This is a genomic window from Avibacterium paragallinarum (genome assembly GCF_011765605.1).
Lineage (GTDB): Bacteria > Pseudomonadota > Gammaproteobacteria > Enterobacterales > Pasteurellaceae > Avibacterium > Avibacterium paragallinarum.
Window position 1 is genome coordinate 382,393 of the sequence record NZ_CP050316.1, and the last position, 21,743, is coordinate 404,135.

Below are 21,743 nucleotides of genomic sequence, written 5' to 3' on the forward strand. Positions count from 1 at the left end.
ATAGAGGTAACTTAGGAGGCTAAGTTACCTTTTTTATGGATATAAATATGAATACAAAAGAACACAAAAATGATTATGCATTGGATGCACTGGTTTTATTAGCTCGTTTTCATGGCATTGCGGTTAATACGGAGGATATAAGACATCAGTTTGATCTTTATGGAGCTGGTCTTGATTTAGTCAATTGGCAGTTGGCAGCAAAATCTTTGGGTTTTAAAGTTAGGGTGTCTAATAAATCGATCTCTCGTTTGTCTTTTATTAATTTACCCGTGTTGGTCTGGGATGAAGAAAATAAGCAACATTTTATTTTGGCAAAAATTGATAATAGGCAGAATAAATATTTAATTCATGATTTGGCATTAAAGCAGCCTATCGTTTTAGGTGCAGATGATTTTGCACAACGTTACACAGGGCAAATTATTTTATTAACTTCTAGGGCTTCTGTATTAGGACAATTAGCAAAATTTGATTTTACTTGGTTTATTCCAGCCATTATTAAATACAGAAGAATTTTGTATGAGGTGATTGCCATTTCATTAGTGCTACAAATTTTGGCTTTGATTACGCCACTGTTCTTCCAAGTTGTTATGGATAAGGTTCTTGTTCATCAAGGATTTAATACTTTAAACGTCATTGCCGTTGGTTTGAGTATTATTATTTTATTTGAAGTCTTATTAAGTGCGATACGTAGCTATGTTTTTTCTCACACCACAAGTCGTATGGATGTGGAATTAGGAGCAAAACTCTTCCGCCATCTATTAGCATTACCTTTAGCTTATTTTGAGGCTCGTCGAGTTGGAGATACGGTTGCAAGAGTGAGAGAATTAGAACACATCCGTAATTTTTTAACAGGTCAGGCTCTTACTTCATTATTGGATTTATGTTTTTCGTTTATTTTCTTAAGTGTAATGTGGTTCTATAGTGGATGGCTTACGTTGGTTGTTTTATTGTCATTACCTTGCTATGTCATATGGTCAATGATAATTACGCCGATATTGAGGAAGAAATTAGATGAAAAATTTGCTCGAAATGCAGATAACCAAGCCTTTTTAGTGGAATCTATTACTGCCATTAATGTTGTTAAATCTATGGCTATTTCGCCTAAAATGGTTGAATATTGGGATAAGCAATTAGCTGGTTATGTTAAAGCCGGATTTGAAGTGTCTAAATTAGCAATAATAGGACAAAACGGCGTACAGTTAATTCAAAAATTAGTGATGGTGATTAACCTTTGGTTAGGTGCTCATCTAGTAATTAGTGGCGATATGAGTATTGGGCAATTAATTGCCTTTAATATGTTAGCAAGCCAGGTTGCTACGCCAGTTATACGTTTGGCTCAGCTATGGCAAGATTTTCAGCAGGTAGGGATATCAGTAGAGCGTTTAGGTGATATTCTGAACACACCAATGGAGACAGCAAAAAGTAAGTTAGCTCTACCAGAAATTAAGGGGGATATTGTTTTTGAAAATGTTAAGTTTAGATATAAACCTGAGGATAGAGATATTATTTCAGATTTTTCGTTGAAATTATCAGCGGGAGAGGTTGTTGGGATTGTAGGTCGTTCTGGTTCAGGTAAAAGTACTATCGCTAAATTAATTCAACGATTATATATTCCGCAATCTGGGCGTATTTATATTGATGGACAAGATCTTTCTGTGGTTGATCCAAATTGGTTACGGCGACAAATTGGGGTTGTGTTACAGGATAATGTTCTATTAAATCGAAGTATTAGAGATAATATTGCAATTAGTGAACCTGGAATTTCAATGGAGAAAGTGATCATTGCAGCTAAATTGGCAGGTGCTCATGATTTTATTACGCAATTATCTGAAGGTTATGATACATTGGTTGGCGAACAAGGTGCGGGATTATCTGGTGGACAACGTCAGCGAATTGCTATTGCGAGAGCGTTGATTTCTAATCCTAAAATTTTAATTTTTGATGAAGCAACTAGTGCATTAGATTATGAGTCTGAGAGAATAATTATGCAAAATATGAATTCGATTTGTCGCGGGCGTACTGTTATTATCATTGCTCATCGCTTATCTACGATTAGAATGGCTAATAAAATCGTTGTTATGGAACAAGGAAACATCGTAGAGAGTGGCTCTCATGATATGTTATTAGAGAATGAAAATGGGCTATATTCATATTTAAATCAATTACAGTCAGGGCTTTAATATGGGGTTATATTGTCGTGGTATTCATGATTTTATAGGTAAATATTATCGCCATATCAAAGAAGTATGGAGAGAACGGAAAACATTTGACTTACCCAAGCGTGAGTCTGATGAATATGCGTTTTTACCTGCACATTTAGAATTAATTGAAAAACCAGTATCTGCATTACCGAAATGGGTTGCCCGAGCTATTGTTTGTTTCATTATCATTGCATTGATTTGGTCTATTTGGGGGAAAGTTGATGTTGTTGCGGTTGCAAGTGGTAAGTTATCTTATAGTGGGCGTAGTAAGGTAATTCAACCAATTGAACGAGCTATAGTAGATGGCATTTATGTTGTTGATGGACAGCGTGTTTTAAAAGGAGAAAATTTAGTTAAGCTGACAACATTAGGGGTTGAGGCTGATTATGAGAAAACGAAAAAATCCTTATCTCTCGCATTATTGACAAAATTAAGGGCGGAATCACTTTTAGCAGCAATTGAAGAGCAAAAGATGCCCGTATTGAAAATTCCCGATAATAGGGATTTTGATAAAGTTGATATTATGCAATCACAACAACTTGTTTCTGAACAATACCAAGCTTTTACATCAGAACGTAAACAGGCGAAATTATTATTAGAACAGCGGCTTGCTGAAAAAGAAACGATCCTTTTTCAGATTGAGAAATATCGAGGTCTTGAAAAGATTGAGAGAGAGCGGTTTAATGATTTTAATGCTCTATATAAGAAAAAAATTATTGCAAAACACGAGTTTTTGGAACAAGAGAGTAAGTTTATTAACCTTAAGAATGAGCTTGCCTCTCAGCAAAGTAAACTTGTTGAAATAGAATCTAGTATTAAACAAGCTCAAGAGTCTTATGATTTATTGTTGTACACTTTTCTTCGAAATATTAGAGAGGGGTTGCGTCAGGCAAATGAGCAAGTTGAGCAACTTGTTTTTGAAGAACAGAAGGCTTTACAACGGCAGAGTACGACAACGATAAAATCACCAGTTACAGGTACGGTACAACAGCTTAGCATTCATACTGTTGGCGGTGTTGTTACAGAGGCTCAGCAACTTATGGTTATCGTTCCTCAAGAAGATAAACTTGAGGTAACGGCATTTATTAGTAATCAAGATATTGGTTTTGTAAAGGTTGGTCAGCCCGTTACTATTAAAATAGAGGCTTTTCCCTATACGCGTTATGGCTATATTACAGGCTCTGTTAAAAGTGTTAGCTTTGATGCGATAGAAAATGATAAGTTGGGCTTGGTATTTTCAACAGTGATTAGCTTAGATGAAGACTTTTTGTTTATAGATAATCGGAAAGTGAAATTAACGGCTGGGATGAAAGTAAGTGCGGAAATTAAGACAGGGAATCGTAGAGTAATAAATTATTTACTTAGCCCATTACAGGCAACATTAAGTGAGAGTTTACGAGAACGCTAGCTATATTAAATTAAGATTTTTTATATCAGGGAGCTTTAATATTAAATGATTGCTGTCATTAGATAAAAAACTAAGCCTTATAAACAACGGCTTAGTTTTTCTAACCAAAATATTTTAACTCTTGGGGCGAAAGGTCATCCCTCTAAAAGATAGAATAAGTTACGATATAACAATTTTCTATATAAGAGTTATTTTTTGTGTTCAGGTTTTAAGTTTATATATCCTCTTGCTTGCAGAGTAGCTTCTTTAGATTTTCTCACCATCGTTTCAATAGTTGTTCCTTGAACAAGAATTGAAAACATTACGACAGTGTAAGTCATTACGAGAAGTAAATCTCGTACATTCATTCCAATTTTAGAAATGTAAAGACTGCCTACGGGAATAGACATTGCCATTGCAAGAGAAAGTCCACCCCGTAATCCTCCCCAAGTAAGAATTCTTAAAGTATATGGATTATAGGTGGTTTTCATACTGAGAAATTTAAAAGGTGTCCATACGCTAATGTAGCGACAAATTAAGCAAAGTGGGATAGCGAGCAGGCTGAGAATGATACCTTGATAAGTAAAATTCACCAACAGCATTGCTGCTCCAATTAATAGAAATAAGAGTGAGTTTAAAAAGTGATCGATCATTTCCCAAAAGTGATCTAAATAATGTTGGCTTTGTTTTGAAAATCCCGTATGTCTTGTCCAATTCCCGATAATAATACCTGATACCACCATTGCTAATGCTCCAGAAACTTCGAGTAAATTAGCAATCATAAAGCCTGCACTTGGAATAGTAAGTGTAAGGAGTATTTCTAGGCTTCCGTCATCAGTGGAGGAAATAAGTAAATGGGCAATTAAGCCGAGTACTAAGCCAAACAGCAAGCCGCCACCCGCCTCCATAAAAAAGAGTTCGCTTACATCGCTTAATGTTGGCTGTTTTCCTCCAAAAGCAACGGCGAAAATAGTGGTAAAAATGACTAACCCTACGCCATCATTAAACAAGGACTCACCCTCTACTTTCATTGAGAGCTTTTTCGGTGCTTTGAGATTTTTAATAATGGCAAGAACAGCGATAGGATCGGTAGGGGAAATTAACGCTCCAAATAACATACAATAGATGAAATCCACTTCCCAACCTAATAGATAAGTAAGGAGATAAAAAGTTATGCCGATCAGAAAGGTAGAGGCGAAGGTGGAGAAAAGTGCAAGGATTGTAATTTCACATTTTTGGCTTTGCATTACAGGGAGCTTTATCCCCAATGCTCCAGCGAAAAGTAAGAAACCTAGAATACCGTTGAGTAGGAAACTTTTGAAATCAATTTGTTCCATTATTCCGCGAGCAAGTTGATCAATATTGAGCCAATTAAGATGACCCATTATCAGAAAAAGTAATGAGGCGACCATTGAGGTTGCTGTAATTGCTATAGTATATTGAATTTTGTCATTAATTTTCTGAGTAATGAAACCAACAAAAATAGAAATAGCAGAGAGAAAACAAATGTAGGTATAAACGTTCATTAAAATGCCTTAATCAATGAATTTCACTAAGAAAAGGGGCTGATTTTTTTCCATTTGATAAGTGAGATTGGAATGGAGTAACAAGCCAAATTTATTGGCGTAGTATAAGTAAACTGTTATTATTTATAAAGATAAATTTTTAAAATACATCAAAATGAGTAAATTAAAATTCTTTTTTATTGCCTTATTTAGTTTAACTTTTATGGGGGGAGGCTATCTTTGGTACAGCTTAGCGATTTTCCCTGTGCCAAAAACTCAGTTTCAAACAGCTCGCACTTTATCCTATCAACGGCAAGCCTTAGATCAATCTGTGGCTTGTTTTCACACCAATGGGAACATTGACCCCATTGCACAGCGGGATTTTCGCTTGCTGGTGTGGAATATGCACAAAGGGCAAGATCGAGGCTGGCAGGAACAGTTGAAAACGCTCGCCGAGGGCAAGGATTTTTTATTTTTGCAAGAAGTGTCCAGCGGGCAACATCTAGATTCGCAATTTTCATCACAATTTCCTACCGCACTTTATACCAGCAGTTTTGCTTATTTAGGGCAGCAATCTGGCGTGGATTTGCTCAGCCGTTTTACACCGCGTTTTTATTGTGCGGGGGCTTCTGTTGAGCCTTGGATTCGCATTCCCAAAGTAGGAAACGCGATGGCATTTCCTCTGGCAGACGGGCAAAGGCTGTTAATCATCAATGTGCATTTAGTTAATTTTGAATGGAATCCCACCCACTATCAACAGCAACTCACAGCGATGTTTCAATTATTGCAAGCCCATCAAGGCCCGATTATTCTGGCGGGCGATTTTAATGCGTGGAATCGTGGGCGGATAGATTTAATCCAAAAACTGACCGCACTTTATGGTTTAACCCCCGTGCAGTTTCAGCCTGATGATCGTTTGCGATTTTTTTCAAACCCGCTGGATTGGGTTTTCGTGCGAGGCTTCAAGGTGAAAAACGCCCGCACGATAAAAACTACCAGCTCCGATCATAACCCCTTGCTGGTGGAATTAGCGTTATAACTAAACTGTATTCGCTTTGTTAGAAGGTTTTGTATTTTACACCGCCGCGGTAATCACAATCTCAACTTTCCATTCAGGTGAAGCGAGCTTGGCTTCTACGGTGGCTCGACTTGGCGGATTTTGGCGATCCACCCATTCGTCCCACGCCTGATTCATCTCCGCATAATCCTGCATATTGGCTAAATAAATTTGGGCGTTCAGGATTTTGCTTTTATCTGAACCCGCCTCCGCGAGCAATTTATCAATCAAGCCTAGTACCTCTTTCGTTTGAGCATAGGCATTGGCTTGGGTATTTTCTGGCACTTGTCCCGCTAAATAGGCGACGCTATTATAAACGCACATTTCGGCTAAGCGGGCATTGGTATGAAAACGTTGAATTGCTGTCATTTTTTCTCCTTGTGTTGGTTTTTCATCATTATATCGTTGTGTAGTTCAAAATAAGCAAGGCGTTATCCCAAAGATCACTCGCATTATTTTGAAATCAAACGACTAGAGTAAATAAAAATAATTTGCAAATATTATAGCGATAGTGCGAAAAAATAGCTAAAATTCCTTTTATTTTTTGACCGCACTTTGCAAATGAAACTGCTTATTTCTAATCAACACGGTGCTATCGTAATGGCACTGATGCCCTTTTTATACGGAATGCTGCTCGCCACGCCTATTGCGTTGCATTTTTTTCTTTTAGCAGCGTGGTTTTCCCTTTATTTAATGACATACCCATTTTTAAATTTATTTAAAGGCAGAAACCTTGAGCTTTACCGCAAATGGACGCTGATCTACGCCATCGCTAGTTTATTATTTGCCCTGCCCGCATTATGGTATAACTGGCATATTTTGCTTTTCTTACTGGCAATGCTCCCTTTCGTGGCAGTGAATATTTACTATGTTAAAAAGAAAGATGAGCGAGCGTTACTTAATGATCTCGCGGGCATTATCATCTTCGCCCTTGCAGGAATGGCAGCTTACTATTTCCCACACTCGCAATTGGATGCCAAAATCTACGAAGTCGCGTTATATCCTAGCCTGTTTTTTGTTGGCGTTACGCTATATGTAAAATCCGTAATGCGAGAACGCAAAAATCCCCGCTATTTACAAGCCTCAATCGCCTTTCACCTACTTTGCATTCTCGGTTTGGCATTCACTCAGCAGTATCTCTTAGCCCTAGCATTTATCCCCCCTTTCCTCCGTGCTGTATTCCTACCAAAATACAAACTTTCCGTAAAACAAGTAGGCTTAATCGAAATAGTGGTATCAATCTTATTTTTGGTTACGTTGTTATTATAAATAGTACGAAATAGAAAAGCCCTGTAATAACAGGGCATTGTGCTATTTTTGAAATAATATGTTATGCGATGAAAAGCAGAGGTTTTATTCCCATTCAATTATCTTTTTGTAGCTTAACTTGTTGATTTTTAATCAAATGTTTAAATGATGAGATTTTATTTACCGACATTTTTACCGTCATTAAAGCAAGGTGCTTATATTCGGTTTGCAAGCCAGTTATCTATGTCTACTTTTCGCCACGCAACACGCCCCATAGAAGCTCGAACGCTCTTAGGGAAAGTACCTTTTTTCATCATACGCCAGATTGTTGTGGCACTCAAGCTAGTAATTTCGATAACTCGTGATTTGCTTAGTAATATATCCTGTTGTTCCATATTCCCTCCAATAAAAAGCCCCGACTAGCGGGGCGTTATTGTTATTTATCTTTATTTCTATCAACCAATTTATATTGGCGGAAAAACGCTTGCACGGCAAACGCAACTGCCACTCCTGCAATCATACCTAATATAAACATTGTTACTCCTTATTGTCTGATTGAAGTTTCTTGATTTGCATCTCAACTTGATCTTGCTGGCGTTTAAGTAGCTTTTTTGACTCGTACATCACATTGCCAACTAAGCACATTACGCCGATACAGATTAAATAAAAAATCACCTCAAGTACATCTACCATTATTGACCTACCTTAATAAATGGCACTGAACTATTTGGTGTCATTGTGGTTGGTAGTACACCATTCCATTTTTCCGCAGCGGTGAGTTCAACGAGTTGACGATTTTCTTTCAACGCTTCACCCTTGGCGCGGATAGCAGCGGCCTCTGCCTCACCCGCTAAACGTACTTTCTCCGCGTCAGCTTTTGCCTGAATAACCTCAGCGTCTGCCTTAGCTTGTGCATTGACTTTTACAATCTCCGCCTGTTTTTGCTGGATAATCAGCTCACGCTCTGCGGTCTGAATTGCAACGTTCTTCTGCACGCTTTCTTCAACTCGCTTTTCATACTCTTTGTTAAACTGAATAACCGTTTGAACCGCCGTGATTTCCAGTGGATAGCCTTTTACTGCTTCGCGAATTTGAGCGGTAATATCCGTTGTGAGTTTTGCTCGGTTTTCCAAAGCACGCTGGGCCGTGTAGCCGCTGAACACAATTTCAAGGGCTTGGCGACTGCGTGGCTCAATTAGCTGGTTAATCATATTCTCCGTAGTGCGGTAGTTTTTATAAACTAAAATTGGGTCAGTGAGCTTATAAGTAATCACTAAAGCGGTAGTAACGGTCTGTGTATCGCGAGTGTAGGCAGAAATGCCACTTGTTAAATCTCCAGAACTATCGAATGAACCTAACGTGATTTTTTGCTCACGGGTGGAAAACTTAATGTCATCTTCCAACCACGACCGCCAGTGCAAACCTGCCGATTTTGTTTCGACAATTTCGCCATACTTGGTAACTAACCCAATTTCCCCCTCGTCCACTGAGAATGGCGTACAAGCAGAAAGGCTTAATGCTGCCGTGAGTGCTAAAACTAAATACGATTTTTTCATTGTTTTCTCCTGTGTTTAAGTTAAAAAAGCACGTTAAAGTGCGGTATATTTTAAATATTGTTTTAAGCGTAGCCCTATCCATTCCATTACGGGGACAGCCATACTGTTTCCAATGGACTTGTAGCGTGGGCTGTCGGGGCAATCTTCGGTGGGTTTGTTGCGATAGGGGATTTTCGTCCAATCATCAGGAAACCCTTGTAATCGTTCACATTCTTTTGGGGTGAGTTTTCTTATGGTGTGGGCGTAAGCAACGCCATATCCTTCGCCACCTTGATTTGCCCGCATTGTGAGGGCAATGTTATTGCTACTCTTAGGCGTTGTATCGCCGTTCCAGCTCACACATTGGTTGTCGTAAGCAACGGCGTGAACATCCGTGCTGGTTAAGGTATAACTTACACCCGTGTCATCAAAGCCGTTGCCATTACCGCCGTTATGAGGCTGCCGTCCGATGGTGTTACCTGTAAGAGCAATACAGGGGACGTTGTTACCGCCTGTTCCCATTCGGGCTTTTAAAGTGGGGGATAAGGATTTTTCCGCTATCCTTACCGCTTCCACGCCTTTGATTTCAAAAAGGACATTTTCTTGTCCATTATTTCGTCCCAAATAATGGGCTTGATTTTTAGCAATCATCGGGTTTTGCGTTCCGTGTATAATGAATGTTTCACTCCCGCCACTTAACGCACCACCGCAACGTTTTAGCGTCCCAGCGATGTTTGTTGAACGGTATGCTCCAAAGCTGCTTTCAGCAAAGGCGGTAGGGTTTTCTTGCGGATTTCCGCACGGCGTAATATTCCCAGACAGGCTTTGGCGCTCAACGAGTATTTCGGCGACACTTCGCCCTCTAGCACTTGCCACAAGGAACACTCTTTTACGGCGTTGGGCGACTCCGAAATATTGAGCGTCGAGGGTTCGCCAGACGAGGGTGCGTTTTGAATGCACATAACCAGCGTTTGTCCATTTTCGCCCTGCTGGTTGTAAAGGCTTTGATTCTTGAGCCAATCCAGCCAAAAGGTGTCCGAAAGCGTTGTCCTTGGTGGATAACACACCCGGAACGTTTTCCCACACAAGAACGCACGGGGGCTTTCCGTCTTGGTATCTAACATAATCAATTGCCTCTAAAATATTGATTAAAACTAAGGTTAAATTCCCCCGCTCATCATCTAGGGATTGTCGAAGCCCTGCCACAGAAAAGGCTTGGCAAGGTGTGCCACCAACAAGCACATCAGGAGCGGGGACTTCACGGTGTAAAATTTTGTTAGGCAAGGCGGTCATATCACCTAGATTTGGCACGGTTGGGAAATGGTGAGCCAGCACCGCACTTGGGAAGGGTTCAATTTCGCTGAACCATAATGGCGTAGCGAATTTATGCCAAGCACAAGAAACCGCCTCAATGCCTGAACAGATTGAGCCATAAGTAAACATTTTGATTTCCTGTAGAAAATTATTGACTGTTGCGAGTAATCCCTATCTCATCTTCAAATGCCAGCAATCGCACGGCTTGGAGTTGAGATGTGTTCTGTTGCAAATGGCATTCATATTCGCTAAGCAAAAAACTATCTTTCTCTACCTTAATACCAATATCACGATCTTTGAAAACGATCTCGACATCAATAAAGGTGAATGCGTCCTCAAGGGCGTTTCCTCGCCTGATGTTGTTAATTAAGACGTGATCGACAAAATAGTCAAAAGGCTTAACGTGCAGCATTGCGAGGCGTTCGTAAAATAGGCTTTTTAAACGTTGTTGGCATTCGATCACGTTGTCGAGTTGAATATCTACGCCGTAAACGCTCGCTAGTGCTTGATACATATTCAGCACTTTGTAATAAGGGTGCTTTGGACCTACGAGGATTTTACATAGCTTGCGGTTGAGTATGTCATATAAAAAATTCCCCGTGCCACAGCTGGGTTCGAGGATTTTCTTTTCAGGCTCAAAGCTCTCTTCGGGTAAAAGTGCGGTCATTTTTTGCACCAGTTTTTGAGGTGTGTACACCTCGCCAAACGCTCTTACCCTCGCCTTGGATTTGATGAGTTTTTGCATTGAGGTTTTCCTAAGATTATACTGGGAATTTAAAAAACAAAAGCCAATGTGTGTTATTGGCTTTACCTGATTTATGCCCAATTAGCGGTTGATGTCCGATAGCTTTAATAATTTCACTGACTGTGATTTGCGTTTCATTCCACTTGAAAACGAGCGTGCCGCAGCCATCAAGCACACGCATACATTCATCAAAACCTTTTTTGAGCTGTGTTTGCCAGTCTTTGTTTAGACGGCCATACTTTTTCACGAGCCAGCTACTATCACCACCTGCCTTTAAATGTGGTGGGTCAAAGATGACAAGTTTGAATGATTTATCGGGGTAGGGCATATCGGTGAAATCGTGGATAACGTCAGGATTTATCTCAAGTTTGCGGAGCTTATCCCTATCTTTCATTGTGGTTTCAAGCCGTCTATTATCGGCAAACAACACATTCGGATTTTGCTTGTCGAACCAAAACATACGGCTACCACAACAGGCATCTAAAATGGGTTTTTGCATAATTTATTCCAATAAAAAAGCCTAACTTGCTAGGTTAGGCTAGTGATAAATATGTTGGTAATTGAGTTAAGATTTTGGTTCATCAGGTAATGGTTGCCAATGTGCATATTCTTCTTCTAATAAACCTAATATTTCTTTCCACATTTCTCTGAAGGTAACCTCTCCGCGATTATCACAGTAGTCTTGAATATCTTTTATCAAGATATTTAGTGTGTTTTTTGATAATTTCTTATAATGATTTTTTATGAAAGAACAGACATCATTTACTGCATAAGTGCTTCTTCCTAGTGCATATCTTTCTGCATAAACCACTAAATCATTAAGTTCATATCTTGCGATTTCTACTTTCATTTTATAAATCCTGTTATTTGACGAAAACACCGTTAATCATTATGATAATAAAAAGCCACTTGTTACAGTGGCTTGTTATGCTTTTGGTGGCTGGGGTACTGGTATCCAATATTCAGCAGAAGTAATAAATTCTGTCTCATCATTTGGATCATAGATAAGCAGTAATTTGTATGGTTTGCCTTCGTCATTGATAAAGTCATAGTCAATTGCTTTAACTAAACCTAATCCCGCTCCATTCTCTATTGAATAATATAAAACTTCTGAACCAATATCGGGCTGTTTTTCATTCGCACTAATCCACTCACTCATTTTTTACCTCTACTTTATAATTTAGCAATGCTTTAGCCATTGCTTCTGCCCCTTCTTGAGTTTCAAAGACTAGATTGTTTTTAATTAGGTGGTAATCAATAGCATTATCTATATAAAAGCTACTTATATTAATTAAATTAGGTGTAACTAATGTTACGTAATAATACTTTGCACCATTTATCCACGTTTCTTCTGTTACTGGTTCAGGCACTTCGATACCATTAATAAAACGTTTAGGTTTAGGTTTAGGTTCTTCCCACATTCCGACAATATCTAACTCGTTTTCTTTGCATTTGGCGAACTCGCCTTTAAGTGTCCAACTGTGTTCTCCGATACTAATACTTCTGTCACGAAATCTTTTCCATTCTACGAAGCCCCGTAATGGGTAATTCGTACTATATTCATCACCGAGAACGTATTTAATATACGCTTTTCTTCCGTTACTCAATCTAACTGGCTCACCCGCTAAGGCTTTTTCTAAATTAAATGGTTTCATTTTAATTTTCCTTACAAAAATAACCAACCTACTAGCACACCTAGACCGAAAACAACAACTGCTATAAAAATAAGTATTGTTAGTATTGCTGTACCAAAATCGTTTAAATACATAATTAAACTTCCTTTGAAAATTGATATAAGTTAGTAATTGACACTCGTTTGTTATAAGATTCACTTTCTAGATTATCAGTAATAAATACATCACCTAACCGTGAAACATTAATAAATTTATGTTTAATCCCGTTATACATACAATATAAAGGGAATTGTTTAACATACTCCTCAATGTCAAAACTTAAGGTGGCGGGAACATCGTGCATTGACATAATCCAACGTGCATAATTAATATCTCCTGGCTCTTTTAGTAGGGGACAATCTTCCGAGACAAAACGCAAGCCGTGATAAATAAAGTCTCGTACGTGTAAAGTTTCTTTAATTTCCATAATCAATCCTCCACTGGCACAATCAATAAATTTTTAGGGCTAATATCACGATATTTAATTTGATATGCGTGTACTTGTTTTATTTCATCAAGTGGCAAACCATATCTTGTTTCTCGGACTATATCCCAGCCAGAGGATTTGGAATATTCTAAAAGAATGTATTTCCCTTTTTGTGGATTTATATATTCTATTTCTGTCATTATTTATTCCCCTTGCTATTTTCTTTTACGTTTAAAGTGCGGTCGTTTTTGTGCTTGTTTTCTTAATTCAAGAATATCGATTCTTTGATTTTCGATAATTTTTTGCAAGCCGAGCATTTGTTTAGTTTGCTTGCTGATTGCGTCTTCTAATACAGCAATTTGTTTGGCATAAGCATTAATTTCAGCTTTTAATATTTTTGCTGCCAAGCGTTTTATAATGTTCATACTCTTTCCTTTTCTCCACCAAATTCATTGAGCAATCTCTTAGTTAATTCTGAAATGGTTGCAGCCATTAATAAAAAATCCGCGTCAAAGCATTGAGCAATATCTTCTTTGGCAATGTCATCATTTTTCTCTTTGATTTCATCAGCAAATTTAAGGCGTTTGAGTGTGCCATCATCACAAAGTACAAAACTTAAATTCCCTTCCCATTCTAGAGCGATTTTTGTTACCACTTTTCCCGCCTCAAGTAATGAGTAAATTTCGTTGCTATCTAAATCTTGTCGCTTAAATTTAGCTATGCCATCTTCTTTTAACCCCGTCAATTCGGCTTCTTCCAGCACGGTTAGCCAATCAGGTGCTTCATTTACCCAGTTTGTCATAACTAGCGATGCGTCATTTGCAAAGGCGAGTGGAATAACTGGCAATGAGCCTAGGGATTTACGTAGTAACGCTAATGCATCTTCGGCTCGTTTAGCGGAAGCCGCGTCCACATAAATCAACTGGTTTTGCGTATCAATCCAAAGTGCGGTGTAGGTGCTACGGGTAAAGGCTTGAGGCAAAAGAGAGGCAACCACATCATCTTTAATAGACAGCCTTTCGACTTTTTTGAGTTTACGCCCTTCTTTTTCTTCTAACGCTTTTACTCGGTTAGTTAGCTCTTTGGTTACGACATAATTTGGCAAGATTTTTTCTTCTCGCTGGGCCACAAGTAGGATTTGCCCATTTGCCTCAAAGCAGAGCTGTTCACTCGTGCTAAGTGGTGCAATCCAGCCAAATTTACTTGCCTCACTACTACCGCAAGGCGTAAATTCACAGGCCTCAAGTTGGCTTGAGAGGTTGGAAAAATCCATCGCTTTTGTTAAGCGGTAAATCATTGCATTTTTAAACCAAAACATTTTCTTTTCTCCAATAAAAAACCGCTATTTAGCGGTTAAATTTTATGAATTTTTAATGATCATTCACTGCAACCACCAAAGAACTGATCAAATATTAATTTGTTAGGCATATTGGTAACCTTACCCGCTTCATCAATATGTAAATCAATATAATCGCCATAATCATTAGGTAAACAATCAGGAATATAATCATTAATCAGTGAGCTAATAACATTTTTATTTTCATCTAGTAAATAATATTCTCCCTCATCACAGATTTTCATATTCATTTTTGCGGGATGGTTTTCTGGCCAGTTTTCAATTTTAGATGCATCTAAATCAATTATTCCGCACCATTGATCACCATCGCGCAACGGAAAATTATAAGGGATATCTTCGTCGTCATATCTAACAGGGATTACTAGTTTTATATATTTGATATTAACTTGTTTTGTTGTTGGTATTTCGATAATCATATGTTTTCTCCTCCTAAGTCTGGATGAATATGTTGAGCAAAAGGCAGACTTACTGCCGAAGTTGGCTCAAATTGCTTGCCCGTTGCTAATTGAGCGTAGCCGATAATGTCGTCCCAGTGGTCGGGGAAGTTTTCATCACCGTTGCAAATTCGGGTAAGTTTGGCGGCAATCATTGTGGCGGCGTAGGCTTTGACTTTGTTGCGTTCAAAAAGCTGGCTGTCAATAATCGGTTTCATCAGGTGATAAAAGGTTTCTGCACCGCTGATAAAATCGCCGTGCGTTTTTGCTCGTTCGTTGAGTAGGTCTGTGTTCATTGTTACCTCGTAAAAAAGCCCTCAACTGAGGGCATTTGTCTAAAAAATTGTCTAGATTTTGTCTAGAATTGTCTAAATTAGACAACTTAGAACGGAATATCATCATCTAGCTCATCACCATTATTCTGCGCTGGTGGCGTGTAGTTGCCGTTTTTAGCGTTGGCATAAGCATTGGATTTTGTTGATTGCGTTTGACGTGGTGGTGCGTTTGTTTGCGCACCTTGTCCATCTTGGCGACTGTCTAGCATTTGCAATACATCGCCTTGAATTTCGGTGGTGTAACGCTCAATGCCTTGTTGATCTTGCCATTTTCTGGTTCTGATACGACCTTCCACATAAACTTTTGAGCCTTTTTTGAGGTATTGCCCTGCAATTTCCGCTAACCGCCGATAAAGTACAATTCTGTGCCATTCGGTGAGTTCTCGCCGTTCGCCTGTTTGTTTATCCGTCCAGCTTTCTGATGTCGCCACGCTGATTGTTGCAACCTGATCGCCATTTTGCATTGTGCGGATTTCTGGATCGTTGCCTAAATTGCCGACGATGATGGCTTTGTTTATGCCTGCCATTGGTTTTCTCCTTTAAGTGCCTTAAGTGCGGTCAAAAATTCGGGAATATGGTAATCAAACGCTTCCATCAATGCTTGATTTCGTTCTACCGTGAATAAATAAAGCGGCTGCTTTTGATATTCGGGGCAGTAGCTGACGAAATCCCACGTTTCATAGCCTGTTACCCACAGATTCGCTTGCACTTGGATAACATATTCAAGCGGTATGCCCCCTTCAATAATGTAAGTAATGTGTGTGCTCATTTTCGGGCATTTAATTTCTAACCCTTTTTTCAGTTCGGGAATGAGTCCATCAGGGCTAACCATTACTTCTCGTTTCTCATCAAGGTACACGCCGCCGACTTGCTGTACTTTGTTGCCAGTCAAGAACTCATAAGCACCGCGTGCAAGCGGTTCAAGCTGGTTGCCACGCTCCATATAATCAGATTTATAACGGCTATCAGGTAAACCTAAAATGCTTTCTTCGACCAACTCGGCAAGGTATTTTATATAGGTAGCGGATCTATCACCGCTTATTCGAACGATATTTTTGAACCCCGTACCGGTAGGAATGCCTAACCGTGCGGTTAGCCATTCTTCCGAACCTTGTTCACAATCAAGGGTGATCAAACCGTCTATCATAGTGGAACTTCCTCGCTCGCCTTGTTGTTGTCATTTTGTGCAGATTCATCTAATCGCCCGTTAAGGGTCTTGATAAAATGCTCCGCTTTCGCTTTTGACAACTGCTCAATACTTTGCACACTGTAGTAGGCAAAGGCTTTTTCAGTGTCAGTGTTCGTGAGCTGAATAAGCTGATTGAGGGTGTCGATTTGTTCAGATGTGGCTAATTCGACTGCTTGCCCTTCAATCACATTCGGTTTTGGCGTTACATTTAACGGTTCTTTTTGATTTTCTACAATGCGTTCAGCTTCGTCTTGGTCATAAATACCAGTAAAGCCAAAAGCTAACCTTGCACATTGGATCATCGCTTTGTGGCGTAACATTCGTTTTGGGTGCGATTTCCACGGTTGCGTGTTGCGGCTACATTCGATCATATATTCCGTAACTGTTGTTGGGCGAGTGCGGTCTTTGCGGTAGATATTACAGGTGCAACTGTTATCATCATTAAAGGTAAATTCAATACCGTCAAATTGTGGGTGGTCGTTCATAATGCGAGACCAACCATCCACGCCGACAATCGGCACAATGCCACCGTTATTTGGGAATGCGTAGATTTCATTTGTCCAAGGGTTTAAGCCGTGTTGGTTAGCAACAACCAGTAGGGCGGTCATTTGGTCGGGGCTTACATTTTGCCCACGAAAGGCAGTTGCCATTAGGGTTTGTGGTAGATTTTCGCTACTGCCCATTTCAAAGCGTTCAGCGAGTTTATTTGTTAAGGTTTGAAGTGCTGTTGTCATCGTATAATCCTTATTGTTTAACAATCGTTGCAGTAATTCCCAACGCTTTCACTGGAGCGAAATATTCTCTTAATTGTTCAAGCGTTCCTGTAAATGGGATTTCTTGAGCTGGGATTTTGAGAATAAATTGCGTTGCCGTTGCTGCCGTTTCTTGTGTTGGCGTTTGCGGTTCAATATGCGCCGTGTTTTCATTGGTTTCTGTTTTCTCGTTGGTTTGTAATGCGTTAAGGTTTGCTTTCGCTTCTGCGCGAGCTTTTGCCTCTTGCTCCGCTTTGGCTTTGATTTTCGCTTCACGTTTTTCTTCATCAGCAATGCGTGCTTGAATGATAGGTTCAAGGTCGTCATCACCAGTAATCAGGTTGAGCCAATCCTTAAAGAGATACTCATAAGAGATAGGGATTAGCTTGCGGCGCGCTGAAAGGCGTGCGGCTTCTGCTGCAATTTCTGCCCCGATAAGGGTTTCTTCGGCATTTACAGCTTTCGTGAGAGTAGCAAGGGTGCTACGGCGTTTGGTTGCTTCGTCTAAGCGTTTTTTAATCGTGGCTTTTGAGATAACCTGTTCAAGTGCAATGCACACATCATTTTCAAAGCCTGATTTAATGACGGCAAGTCGCTCAAATGCGTCATTAACAATGCTCGCTTTGATTTCCGCTTCTTTGGTTTTCACCAGCTTTTCACGCTCTAAACGAGCTTGGCGGAAACGTTCTGCCATCGCTTGAGCCTGTTCAATAAGCTGTTTAATTTCGCCATTTTGAGCATTGGCAATGGCTTCTTTAGTGCGTTTTTCTAGCTCGGTTAAATCTTTAATGTCTTGCTTTGCTTGGGCGAAGTCGTCATCCGTTTCAAATCTGTTGCTAAGCCCGGCAAGATAGTTTTCGGCTTGTTGTTGGAAGGTGGAAATGTTGGTTGAAAGCACTTTGCTTTCGGTGGATAAAATTAAATTGAATTCCATTATTAAATCCTCTGAATGATTTTTTTGCTTGGCTAATTTCTCGATGGTTTGTTGTCGGTAGGGGAGGTAATCCGCTCCGCTTCCTACGGCAAGCCAAAATAAATCGTTGTCGCACAGGGTTTGGGTGAACTCGTCAAAGAGCGTTTCATCGCCCTTTCTGATTTGCTCGTCAATGCGTTGGATTTCTGCTTGTAACCGTTCTTCAAAGCCATCTTCAGCGTAATGGGCTTCTAACAATCGTTCGCTTTGGCGATCGTAGGCTTGTGCGATTTGTAGGTAATTCATTGTTCCTCTCCTGTGCTTGTGTCGCCTTGACCATATCCGCAAGCATTGCGAACATTTCAGGTTCAAGCGTGATGGTTTGGGCGTTGGCTTTGCGGTCAAGCATTAGCCGTACTTTGCCGTTTTTGTCCACGAGATAACCATTCAAGCCATAAGGCGTAAACGGCTTGCGTGGCGTGACTTTTTTACGTTGGGTTTTAATCGTTACGGTTTGGATTTCTTGTGGGCTTTCGGTGTTCATTGTGGCTTCCTTTGTCTGTGTGGGTTCTTCTTTTCGCATTGGAATAACGGGCAACTCAGGCGTATTTTTGGGCTTTGGTGTGGCAGTTCGCCATTTATCATCAGGTATTGCGGGCAGAATAACTTGATAAGGAGAAGTTTTTTCAAGGTCGAAGTTTGGAATAACCGTTGAGGTTTTCACCGCTCCTGAATGTTGTAAGTTGTAGCTATCAATAATTTTATTTAGACGGTTGATTGCCACTTTTTGATTCACCATTTTTAATGTGGCTTTCCATAATTTGTCATTAATCCAACATTCACCGTGCCAATAAAATGAAACAGGGTCTTGAATGAGTTTGTAAAGATACTTGCGTTTTTTACTTGCCATTGTCTAACGCCTCCTGCAAAAGTGCGGTGTAATTTTTGAGGTATTTTTCAGCCTCAACGGTTAAATTGGGCTGTAAGTCGCCTTGTTCTTGTTGCCACTCAAGGTTGGCTTGGCGTTCCATTTCGGCGAGTTGTTCAGTGCTGAAACCTTGCATTGCGTAGTAATCTTCCGCTGTTTGTGCGTAGGCTTCGGCAAGGCTAAGCACAACGATAGTGGCAACAAGAAAGAGTAGGGTTTGTATTGTGTGTTTGATAAGGTCGTGCATTTTTTGTTTCCTCTGTGCAGGCTAAACTTCAACAAATCCACTATAGGGATAGAGGGAATAAACGGGCTGAATGCCTCTTGCTTTGAGTTTGCTTTCAAGGGTTGAAATTAAAAACAGAGGTGCATCAACCAACACATAATCGGCATTAAGTTGTGCCGCCATTGTGGTTAGATAGGCGGCACGCTCTTCAATCAATGCTTTGCTCGGCTGGCTGAAGAAGGTTAATGCTCGGTTGAATTGATGGCGTAACGCTGGATCGACATCAATAACACCAGCAGATTTTTGCTCTGGTGTTGCTTCTTTTGCGGTTAAATTAATAAAAATTTTCATTTTTTTGTACCTATAAAAAAGCCCACCTGTTACAGTGGGCAAACTTAGGAGTATTTATGTCTGCACGGGTTTAACGCCTTCCGTGTGGGCGTATTATTCACCTAATCTGGATTTAGCCACTTCGATCAAGAGTTGATATTCTCTTTTCGTTTTTTCATCGTGAACTTCCGCGGATTTTTTCAAAAACTCCTCAACAGAGCCACTAAAACATCCTCTAGTAGCCCACAATACTCCTTGCTTAGTTTTAAATACGGTTAATGTTCCGTACTCCGTACCAACATTCGAAAACCATACAATATCAGATCTCTCGGACACTTTGGCATCACCGCACACCACGGCATTACCGTACACCTTGGCATCACCGCACACCACGGCATTACCGTACACCACGGCATCACCGCACACCACGGCATTACCGTACACCTTGGCATTACCGTACACCACGGCATCGCCATACACCTTGGCATTACCGTACACCTCGGCATCACCGGACACCACGGCATCACCGGACACCACGGCATCACCGTACACCACGGCATCGCCGTACACCTTGGCATCACCGTACACCCAGGCATTACCACTCTGATCTAAGTTTGACTCTTTCTCGACATATCCACCCAAATCACCAGCACTAACGCCGATTGATGCGATTGCTACTAAAGCTTTTATGCGATAGAGTTTAATTTTAGTTACAAATCCGATCTCGATATATTCATCGGTTAATTCATATTTTTTCACTGAGTTTCTCCTATTTCTCATCTCATTCAGAACCACACTCAAAGCCACGAGGAAAAAAGACTAAAAACGAGTGGCTAAGAATGCGGTTTTGAATGGGCGACTGTGATTATTTAGGCTTGCCACAGTCAGCAAGAGACACGCCTTGTCATTCGGCTCACGCTGTAAATCGTTTCGTGCAGTCTTGTAGCAGACTGTTATCACCTCTGAAAATCCCCGTTAATCTGACTAAATTAATGGTTAATCAGGCTTTTGCTACGCGGTTGCCTGAAACCGCACCTTACGGTCGGTTTAACCTGCTAGAAAGCTGTCTCTCCAAGCTGTCACGCCCTTATAGCCGCGTTTGCTAGATTATTTTTTCGTTAATTCCGCTTTGGTAGTTACCTCGCCCTTGCTTCAACATTCCTTTCAACCTCACTACGAGTCATCGGTTCGGTCAAAAATAATCAAAAAGTCCTACTGTTCTTTTCGGCTACTCCCTTGCACCTTATTATGTGCGACCAGCTTTCACCTAAACACCTTGTCGGATTATGTCTGTTTCCCCTATTGGGCATAATGCTGTTGTAGCGGTGGGGCTATAGGGTCTTCCACGCTTTGACTAACTACTCACCATCAGGCGACAAGGTGTTTTATCTAAATTGTTAAAGAGCATCATCACCAAGATGAAATATTGAATTAGCTAAATTTATGTAGTAGCTTTAAAAGCAACCTTGCAATGCGTGATTGTGGCTTGACTGGAACATATATTGAACAGTAAAGTTCACCATCAATAGTTGCTTGGGACATTGCTTTGACTTTTTCTTGTGCCTCTTCAAGCGAGTTGGCGTAGACATCTGAACACCACTTCTTTCCTTTGAAGAAATAAGAAATTGCGTAGCGTTTCATTTCGTTTTGCATAAGGAGTTACCTCTATGTATTTTGAAATTTTCAAAGGTGTTAATGGTCAGTGGTATTGGCGACTAAAAGCCGCCAATCACGAACCTATAGCTCAAAGTGAAGGTTATACGACCAAACAAAACTGCTTACATTGTATCGGTCTTGTTATGGACACTAACCGACAAACACCTGTTCGCGAAGTTTAATTATCCAAGCCCTGTTACCGCAGGGCTTTTTATTTCATCTTGATTGTTAAAGAGCATTAAACGTTGTTTCGTTTTGATGGGTGTATTATGTACCATTGGTTCATATATGTAAAGAACTTTTTGTTCATCTCATAAAAAGAAAAGTACCAAAAGTACACATATTGTTGATTTATAAAGAAAAATAATTTCAAAAAATCTGTTTGATTGCTTGTTTTTTGAGCAAGAAAGTATAAAAAAATAGAAAACAGGGGGGTAAATCTGAGTGAAGTAGCATTTTTGTGGTGTCACGAAAATGGTAGGAGAGTTGGGAAAAAGAAAACCGCCATTGGAGCGGTTTAAAAAATTAATC

At 40.0% G+C, this 21,743-nt stretch carries 31 protein-coding genes; 5 read left to right on the top strand and 26 right to left on the bottom strand.

Features of this window, described 5'->3' with window-relative positions:
• Positions 1-47 precede the first annotated feature (47 nt).
• Together HBL79_RS01955 and HBL79_RS01960 are read left to right on the top strand one after the other, a co-directional pair.
• Positions 48-2,180, top strand: coding sequence for a type I secretion system permease/ATPase (locus HBL79_RS01955; protein WP_046097351.1), 2,133 nt, complete (start codon positions 48-50; stop codon positions 2,178-2,180).
• A gap of 1 nt (position 2,181) precedes the next feature.
• Positions 2,182-3,609, top strand: a complete 1,428-nt coding sequence (locus tag HBL79_RS01960) for an HlyD family type I secretion periplasmic adaptor subunit (protein ID WP_035689131.1) — start codon at positions 2,182-2,184, stop codon at positions 3,607-3,609.
• 188 nt (positions 3,610-3,797) lie between these two features.
• On the opposite strand, the gene HBL79_RS01965 is transcribed toward HBL79_RS01960, so the two are convergent.
• The gene (locus tag HBL79_RS01965; protein ID WP_017806769.1) at positions 3,798-5,114 is read right to left on the bottom strand and encodes a cation:proton antiporter; all 1,317 of its coding nucleotides are present in this window, start codon (positions 5,112-5,114) and stop codon (positions 3,798-3,800) included.
• A gap of 154 nt (positions 5,115-5,268) precedes the next feature.
• On the opposite strand from HBL79_RS01965, the gene HBL79_RS01970 reads away from it, so the two are divergent.
• Positions 5,269-6,132 (top strand): endonuclease/exonuclease/phosphatase family protein, encoded by an 864-nt coding sequence (locus HBL79_RS01970; protein WP_035689134.1) that lies wholly within the window; start codon positions 5,269-5,271, stop codon positions 6,130-6,132.
• Between the two features lie 36 nt (positions 6,133-6,168).
• Here the strand turns inward: HBL79_RS01970 and HBL79_RS01975 are convergent, their stop codons facing one another.
• Complete coding sequence (locus HBL79_RS01975) at positions 6,169-6,519, bottom strand: RidA family protein (protein WP_035689137.1); 351 nt, start codon at positions 6,517-6,519, stop codon at positions 6,169-6,171.
• Between the two features lie 192 nt (positions 6,520-6,711).
• Between HBL79_RS01975 and HBL79_RS01980 the strand changes: the two genes are divergently transcribed.
• The gene (locus HBL79_RS01980) at positions 6,712-7,419 is read left to right on the top strand and encodes a YwiC-like family protein (protein ID WP_035689144.1); all 708 of its coding nucleotides are present in this window, start codon (positions 6,712-6,714) and stop codon (positions 7,417-7,419) included.
• 194 nt (positions 7,420-7,613) lie between these two features.
• On the opposite strand, the gene HBL79_RS01985 is transcribed toward HBL79_RS01980, so the two are convergent.
• From HBL79_RS01985 to HBL79_RS02105, 24 genes are all read right to left on the bottom strand, one after another.
• Positions 7,614-7,793 carry a helix-turn-helix transcriptional regulator gene (locus tag HBL79_RS01985; protein ID WP_017806764.1) on the bottom strand — a complete coding sequence of 60 codons (180 nt, stop codon included), beginning with the start codon at positions 7,791-7,793 and terminating at the stop codon, positions 7,614-7,616.
• A 142-nt stretch (positions 7,794-7,935) separates the two neighbouring features.
• Complete coding sequence (locus HBL79_RS01990; protein ID WP_156127763.1) at positions 7,936-8,091, bottom strand: hypothetical protein; 156 nt, start codon at positions 8,089-8,091, stop codon at positions 7,936-7,938.
• On the bottom strand, positions 8,091-8,954 hold the full coding sequence (locus HBL79_RS01995; RefSeq protein WP_035689146.1) for an SPFH domain-containing protein: 864 nt from the start codon (positions 8,952-8,954) through the stop codon (positions 8,091-8,093). The genes HBL79_RS01990 and HBL79_RS01995 overlap by 1 nt, the downstream gene beginning before the upstream one ends.
• Before the next feature lie 33 nt (positions 8,955-8,987).
• Entirely contained in the window at positions 8,988-10,376 is a 1,389-nt protein-coding gene (locus tag HBL79_RS02000; RefSeq protein ID WP_035689148.1) for a DNA cytosine methyltransferase, read from the bottom strand.
• A gap of 19 nt (positions 10,377-10,395) precedes the next feature.
• Positions 10,396-10,992 carry an N-6 DNA methylase gene (locus tag HBL79_RS02005; protein ID WP_052716794.1) on the bottom strand — a complete coding sequence of 199 codons (597 nt, stop codon included), beginning with the start codon at positions 10,990-10,992 and terminating at the stop codon, positions 10,396-10,398.
• A 16-nt stretch (positions 10,993-11,008) separates the two neighbouring features.
• Positions 11,009-11,491, bottom strand: coding sequence for a class I SAM-dependent methyltransferase (locus HBL79_RS02010; protein WP_035689265.1), 483 nt, complete (start codon positions 11,489-11,491; stop codon positions 11,009-11,011).
• Between the two features lie 66 nt (positions 11,492-11,557).
• Positions 11,558-11,842: a hypothetical protein gene (locus HBL79_RS02015; RefSeq protein WP_035689262.1), complete on the bottom strand. Its 285-nt coding sequence runs from the start codon at positions 11,840-11,842 to the stop codon at positions 11,558-11,560.
• Positions 11,843-11,917: 75 nt separating this feature from the next.
• Positions 11,918-12,151 carry a hypothetical protein gene (locus tag HBL79_RS02020; RefSeq protein ID WP_035689260.1) on the bottom strand — a complete coding sequence of 78 codons (234 nt, stop codon included), beginning with the start codon at positions 12,149-12,151 and terminating at the stop codon, positions 11,918-11,920.
• The gene (locus tag HBL79_RS02025; RefSeq protein WP_051128141.1) at positions 12,144-12,647 is read right to left on the bottom strand and encodes a hypothetical protein; all 504 of its coding nucleotides are present in this window, start codon (positions 12,645-12,647) and stop codon (positions 12,144-12,146) included. Before HBL79_RS02025 ends, HBL79_RS02020 begins: the two co-directional genes overlap by 8 nt.
• A 115-nt stretch (positions 12,648-12,762) precedes the next feature.
• Positions 12,763-13,092 carry a hypothetical protein gene (locus HBL79_RS02030; RefSeq protein ID WP_035689257.1) on the bottom strand — a complete coding sequence of 110 codons (330 nt, stop codon included), beginning with the start codon at positions 13,090-13,092 and terminating at the stop codon, positions 12,763-12,765.
• A 2-nt stretch (positions 13,093-13,094) separates the two neighbouring features.
• Complete coding sequence (locus tag HBL79_RS02035; RefSeq protein WP_017807560.1) at positions 13,095-13,292, bottom strand: hypothetical protein; 198 nt, start codon at positions 13,290-13,292, stop codon at positions 13,095-13,097.
• Positions 13,293-13,307: 15 nt separating this feature from the next.
• On the bottom strand, positions 13,308-13,517 hold the full coding sequence (locus HBL79_RS02040) for a hypothetical protein (protein WP_035689255.1): 210 nt from the start codon (positions 13,515-13,517) through the stop codon (positions 13,308-13,310).
• Positions 13,514-14,410, bottom strand: a complete 897-nt coding sequence (rdgC, locus tag HBL79_RS02045) for a recombination-associated protein RdgC (protein WP_035689252.1) — start codon at positions 14,408-14,410, stop codon at positions 13,514-13,516. Before rdgC ends, HBL79_RS02040 begins: the two co-directional genes overlap by 4 nt.
• 59 nt (positions 14,411-14,469) lie before the next feature.
• Positions 14,470-14,865 carry a hypothetical protein gene (locus HBL79_RS02050; RefSeq protein ID WP_051128140.1) on the bottom strand — a complete coding sequence of 132 codons (396 nt, stop codon included), beginning with the start codon at positions 14,863-14,865 and terminating at the stop codon, positions 14,470-14,472.
• Positions 14,862-15,179 (bottom strand): hypothetical protein, encoded by a 318-nt coding sequence (locus HBL79_RS02055; protein ID WP_051128139.1) that lies wholly within the window; start codon positions 15,177-15,179, stop codon positions 14,862-14,864. The genes HBL79_RS02050 and HBL79_RS02055 overlap by 4 nt, the downstream gene beginning before the upstream one ends.
• Positions 15,180-15,265: 86 nt before the next feature.
• Positions 15,266-15,745, bottom strand: coding sequence for a single-stranded DNA-binding protein (gene ssb / locus HBL79_RS02060; RefSeq protein ID WP_035689249.1), 480 nt, complete (start codon positions 15,743-15,745; stop codon positions 15,266-15,268).
• Positions 15,733-16,365: a YqaJ viral recombinase family protein gene (locus tag HBL79_RS02065; protein WP_046097549.1), complete on the bottom strand. Its 633-nt coding sequence runs from the start codon at positions 16,363-16,365 to the stop codon at positions 15,733-15,735. The genes ssb and HBL79_RS02065 overlap by 13 nt, the downstream gene beginning before the upstream one ends.
• Positions 16,362-17,141, bottom strand: coding sequence for a phage recombination protein Bet (gene bet, locus HBL79_RS02070; protein WP_035689246.1), 780 nt, complete (start codon positions 17,139-17,141; stop codon positions 16,362-16,364). Before bet ends, HBL79_RS02065 begins: the two co-directional genes overlap by 4 nt.
• A gap of 10 nt (positions 17,142-17,151) precedes the next feature.
• On the bottom strand, positions 17,152-18,378 hold the full coding sequence (locus tag HBL79_RS02075; protein ID WP_233570690.1) for a hypothetical protein: 1,227 nt from the start codon (positions 18,376-18,378) through the stop codon (positions 17,152-17,154).
• Entirely contained in the window at positions 18,308-18,982 is a 675-nt protein-coding gene (locus HBL79_RS02085; RefSeq protein WP_051128138.1) for a hypothetical protein, read from the bottom strand. Before HBL79_RS02085 ends, HBL79_RS02075 begins: the two co-directional genes overlap by 71 nt.
• Positions 18,972-19,247 (bottom strand): hypothetical protein, encoded by a 276-nt coding sequence (locus HBL79_RS02090; protein WP_035689243.1) that lies wholly within the window; start codon positions 19,245-19,247, stop codon positions 18,972-18,974. The genes HBL79_RS02085 and HBL79_RS02090 overlap by 11 nt, the downstream gene beginning before the upstream one ends.
• 21 nt (positions 19,248-19,268) lie before the next feature.
• On the bottom strand, positions 19,269-19,577 hold the full coding sequence (locus tag HBL79_RS02095; RefSeq protein ID WP_046097548.1) for a hypothetical protein: 309 nt from the start codon (positions 19,575-19,577) through the stop codon (positions 19,269-19,271).
• 93 nt (positions 19,578-19,670) lie between these two features.
• Entirely contained in the window at positions 19,671-20,336 is a 666-nt protein-coding gene (locus tag HBL79_RS02100; RefSeq protein ID WP_035689268.1) for a bactofilin family protein, read from the bottom strand.
• A gap of 651 nt (positions 20,337-20,987) precedes the next feature.
• A complete protein-coding gene (locus HBL79_RS02105; protein WP_035689240.1) occupies positions 20,988-21,209 on the bottom strand; it encodes a hypothetical protein in 222 nt (73 codons plus the stop codon).
• 14 nt (positions 21,210-21,223) lie between these two features.
• Between HBL79_RS02105 and HBL79_RS02110 the strand changes: the two genes are divergently transcribed.
• Positions 21,224-21,394 (top strand): YegP family protein, encoded by a 171-nt coding sequence (locus HBL79_RS02110; protein ID WP_017807323.1) that lies wholly within the window; start codon positions 21,224-21,226, stop codon positions 21,392-21,394.
• Positions 21,395-21,743 lie beyond the last annotated feature (349 nt).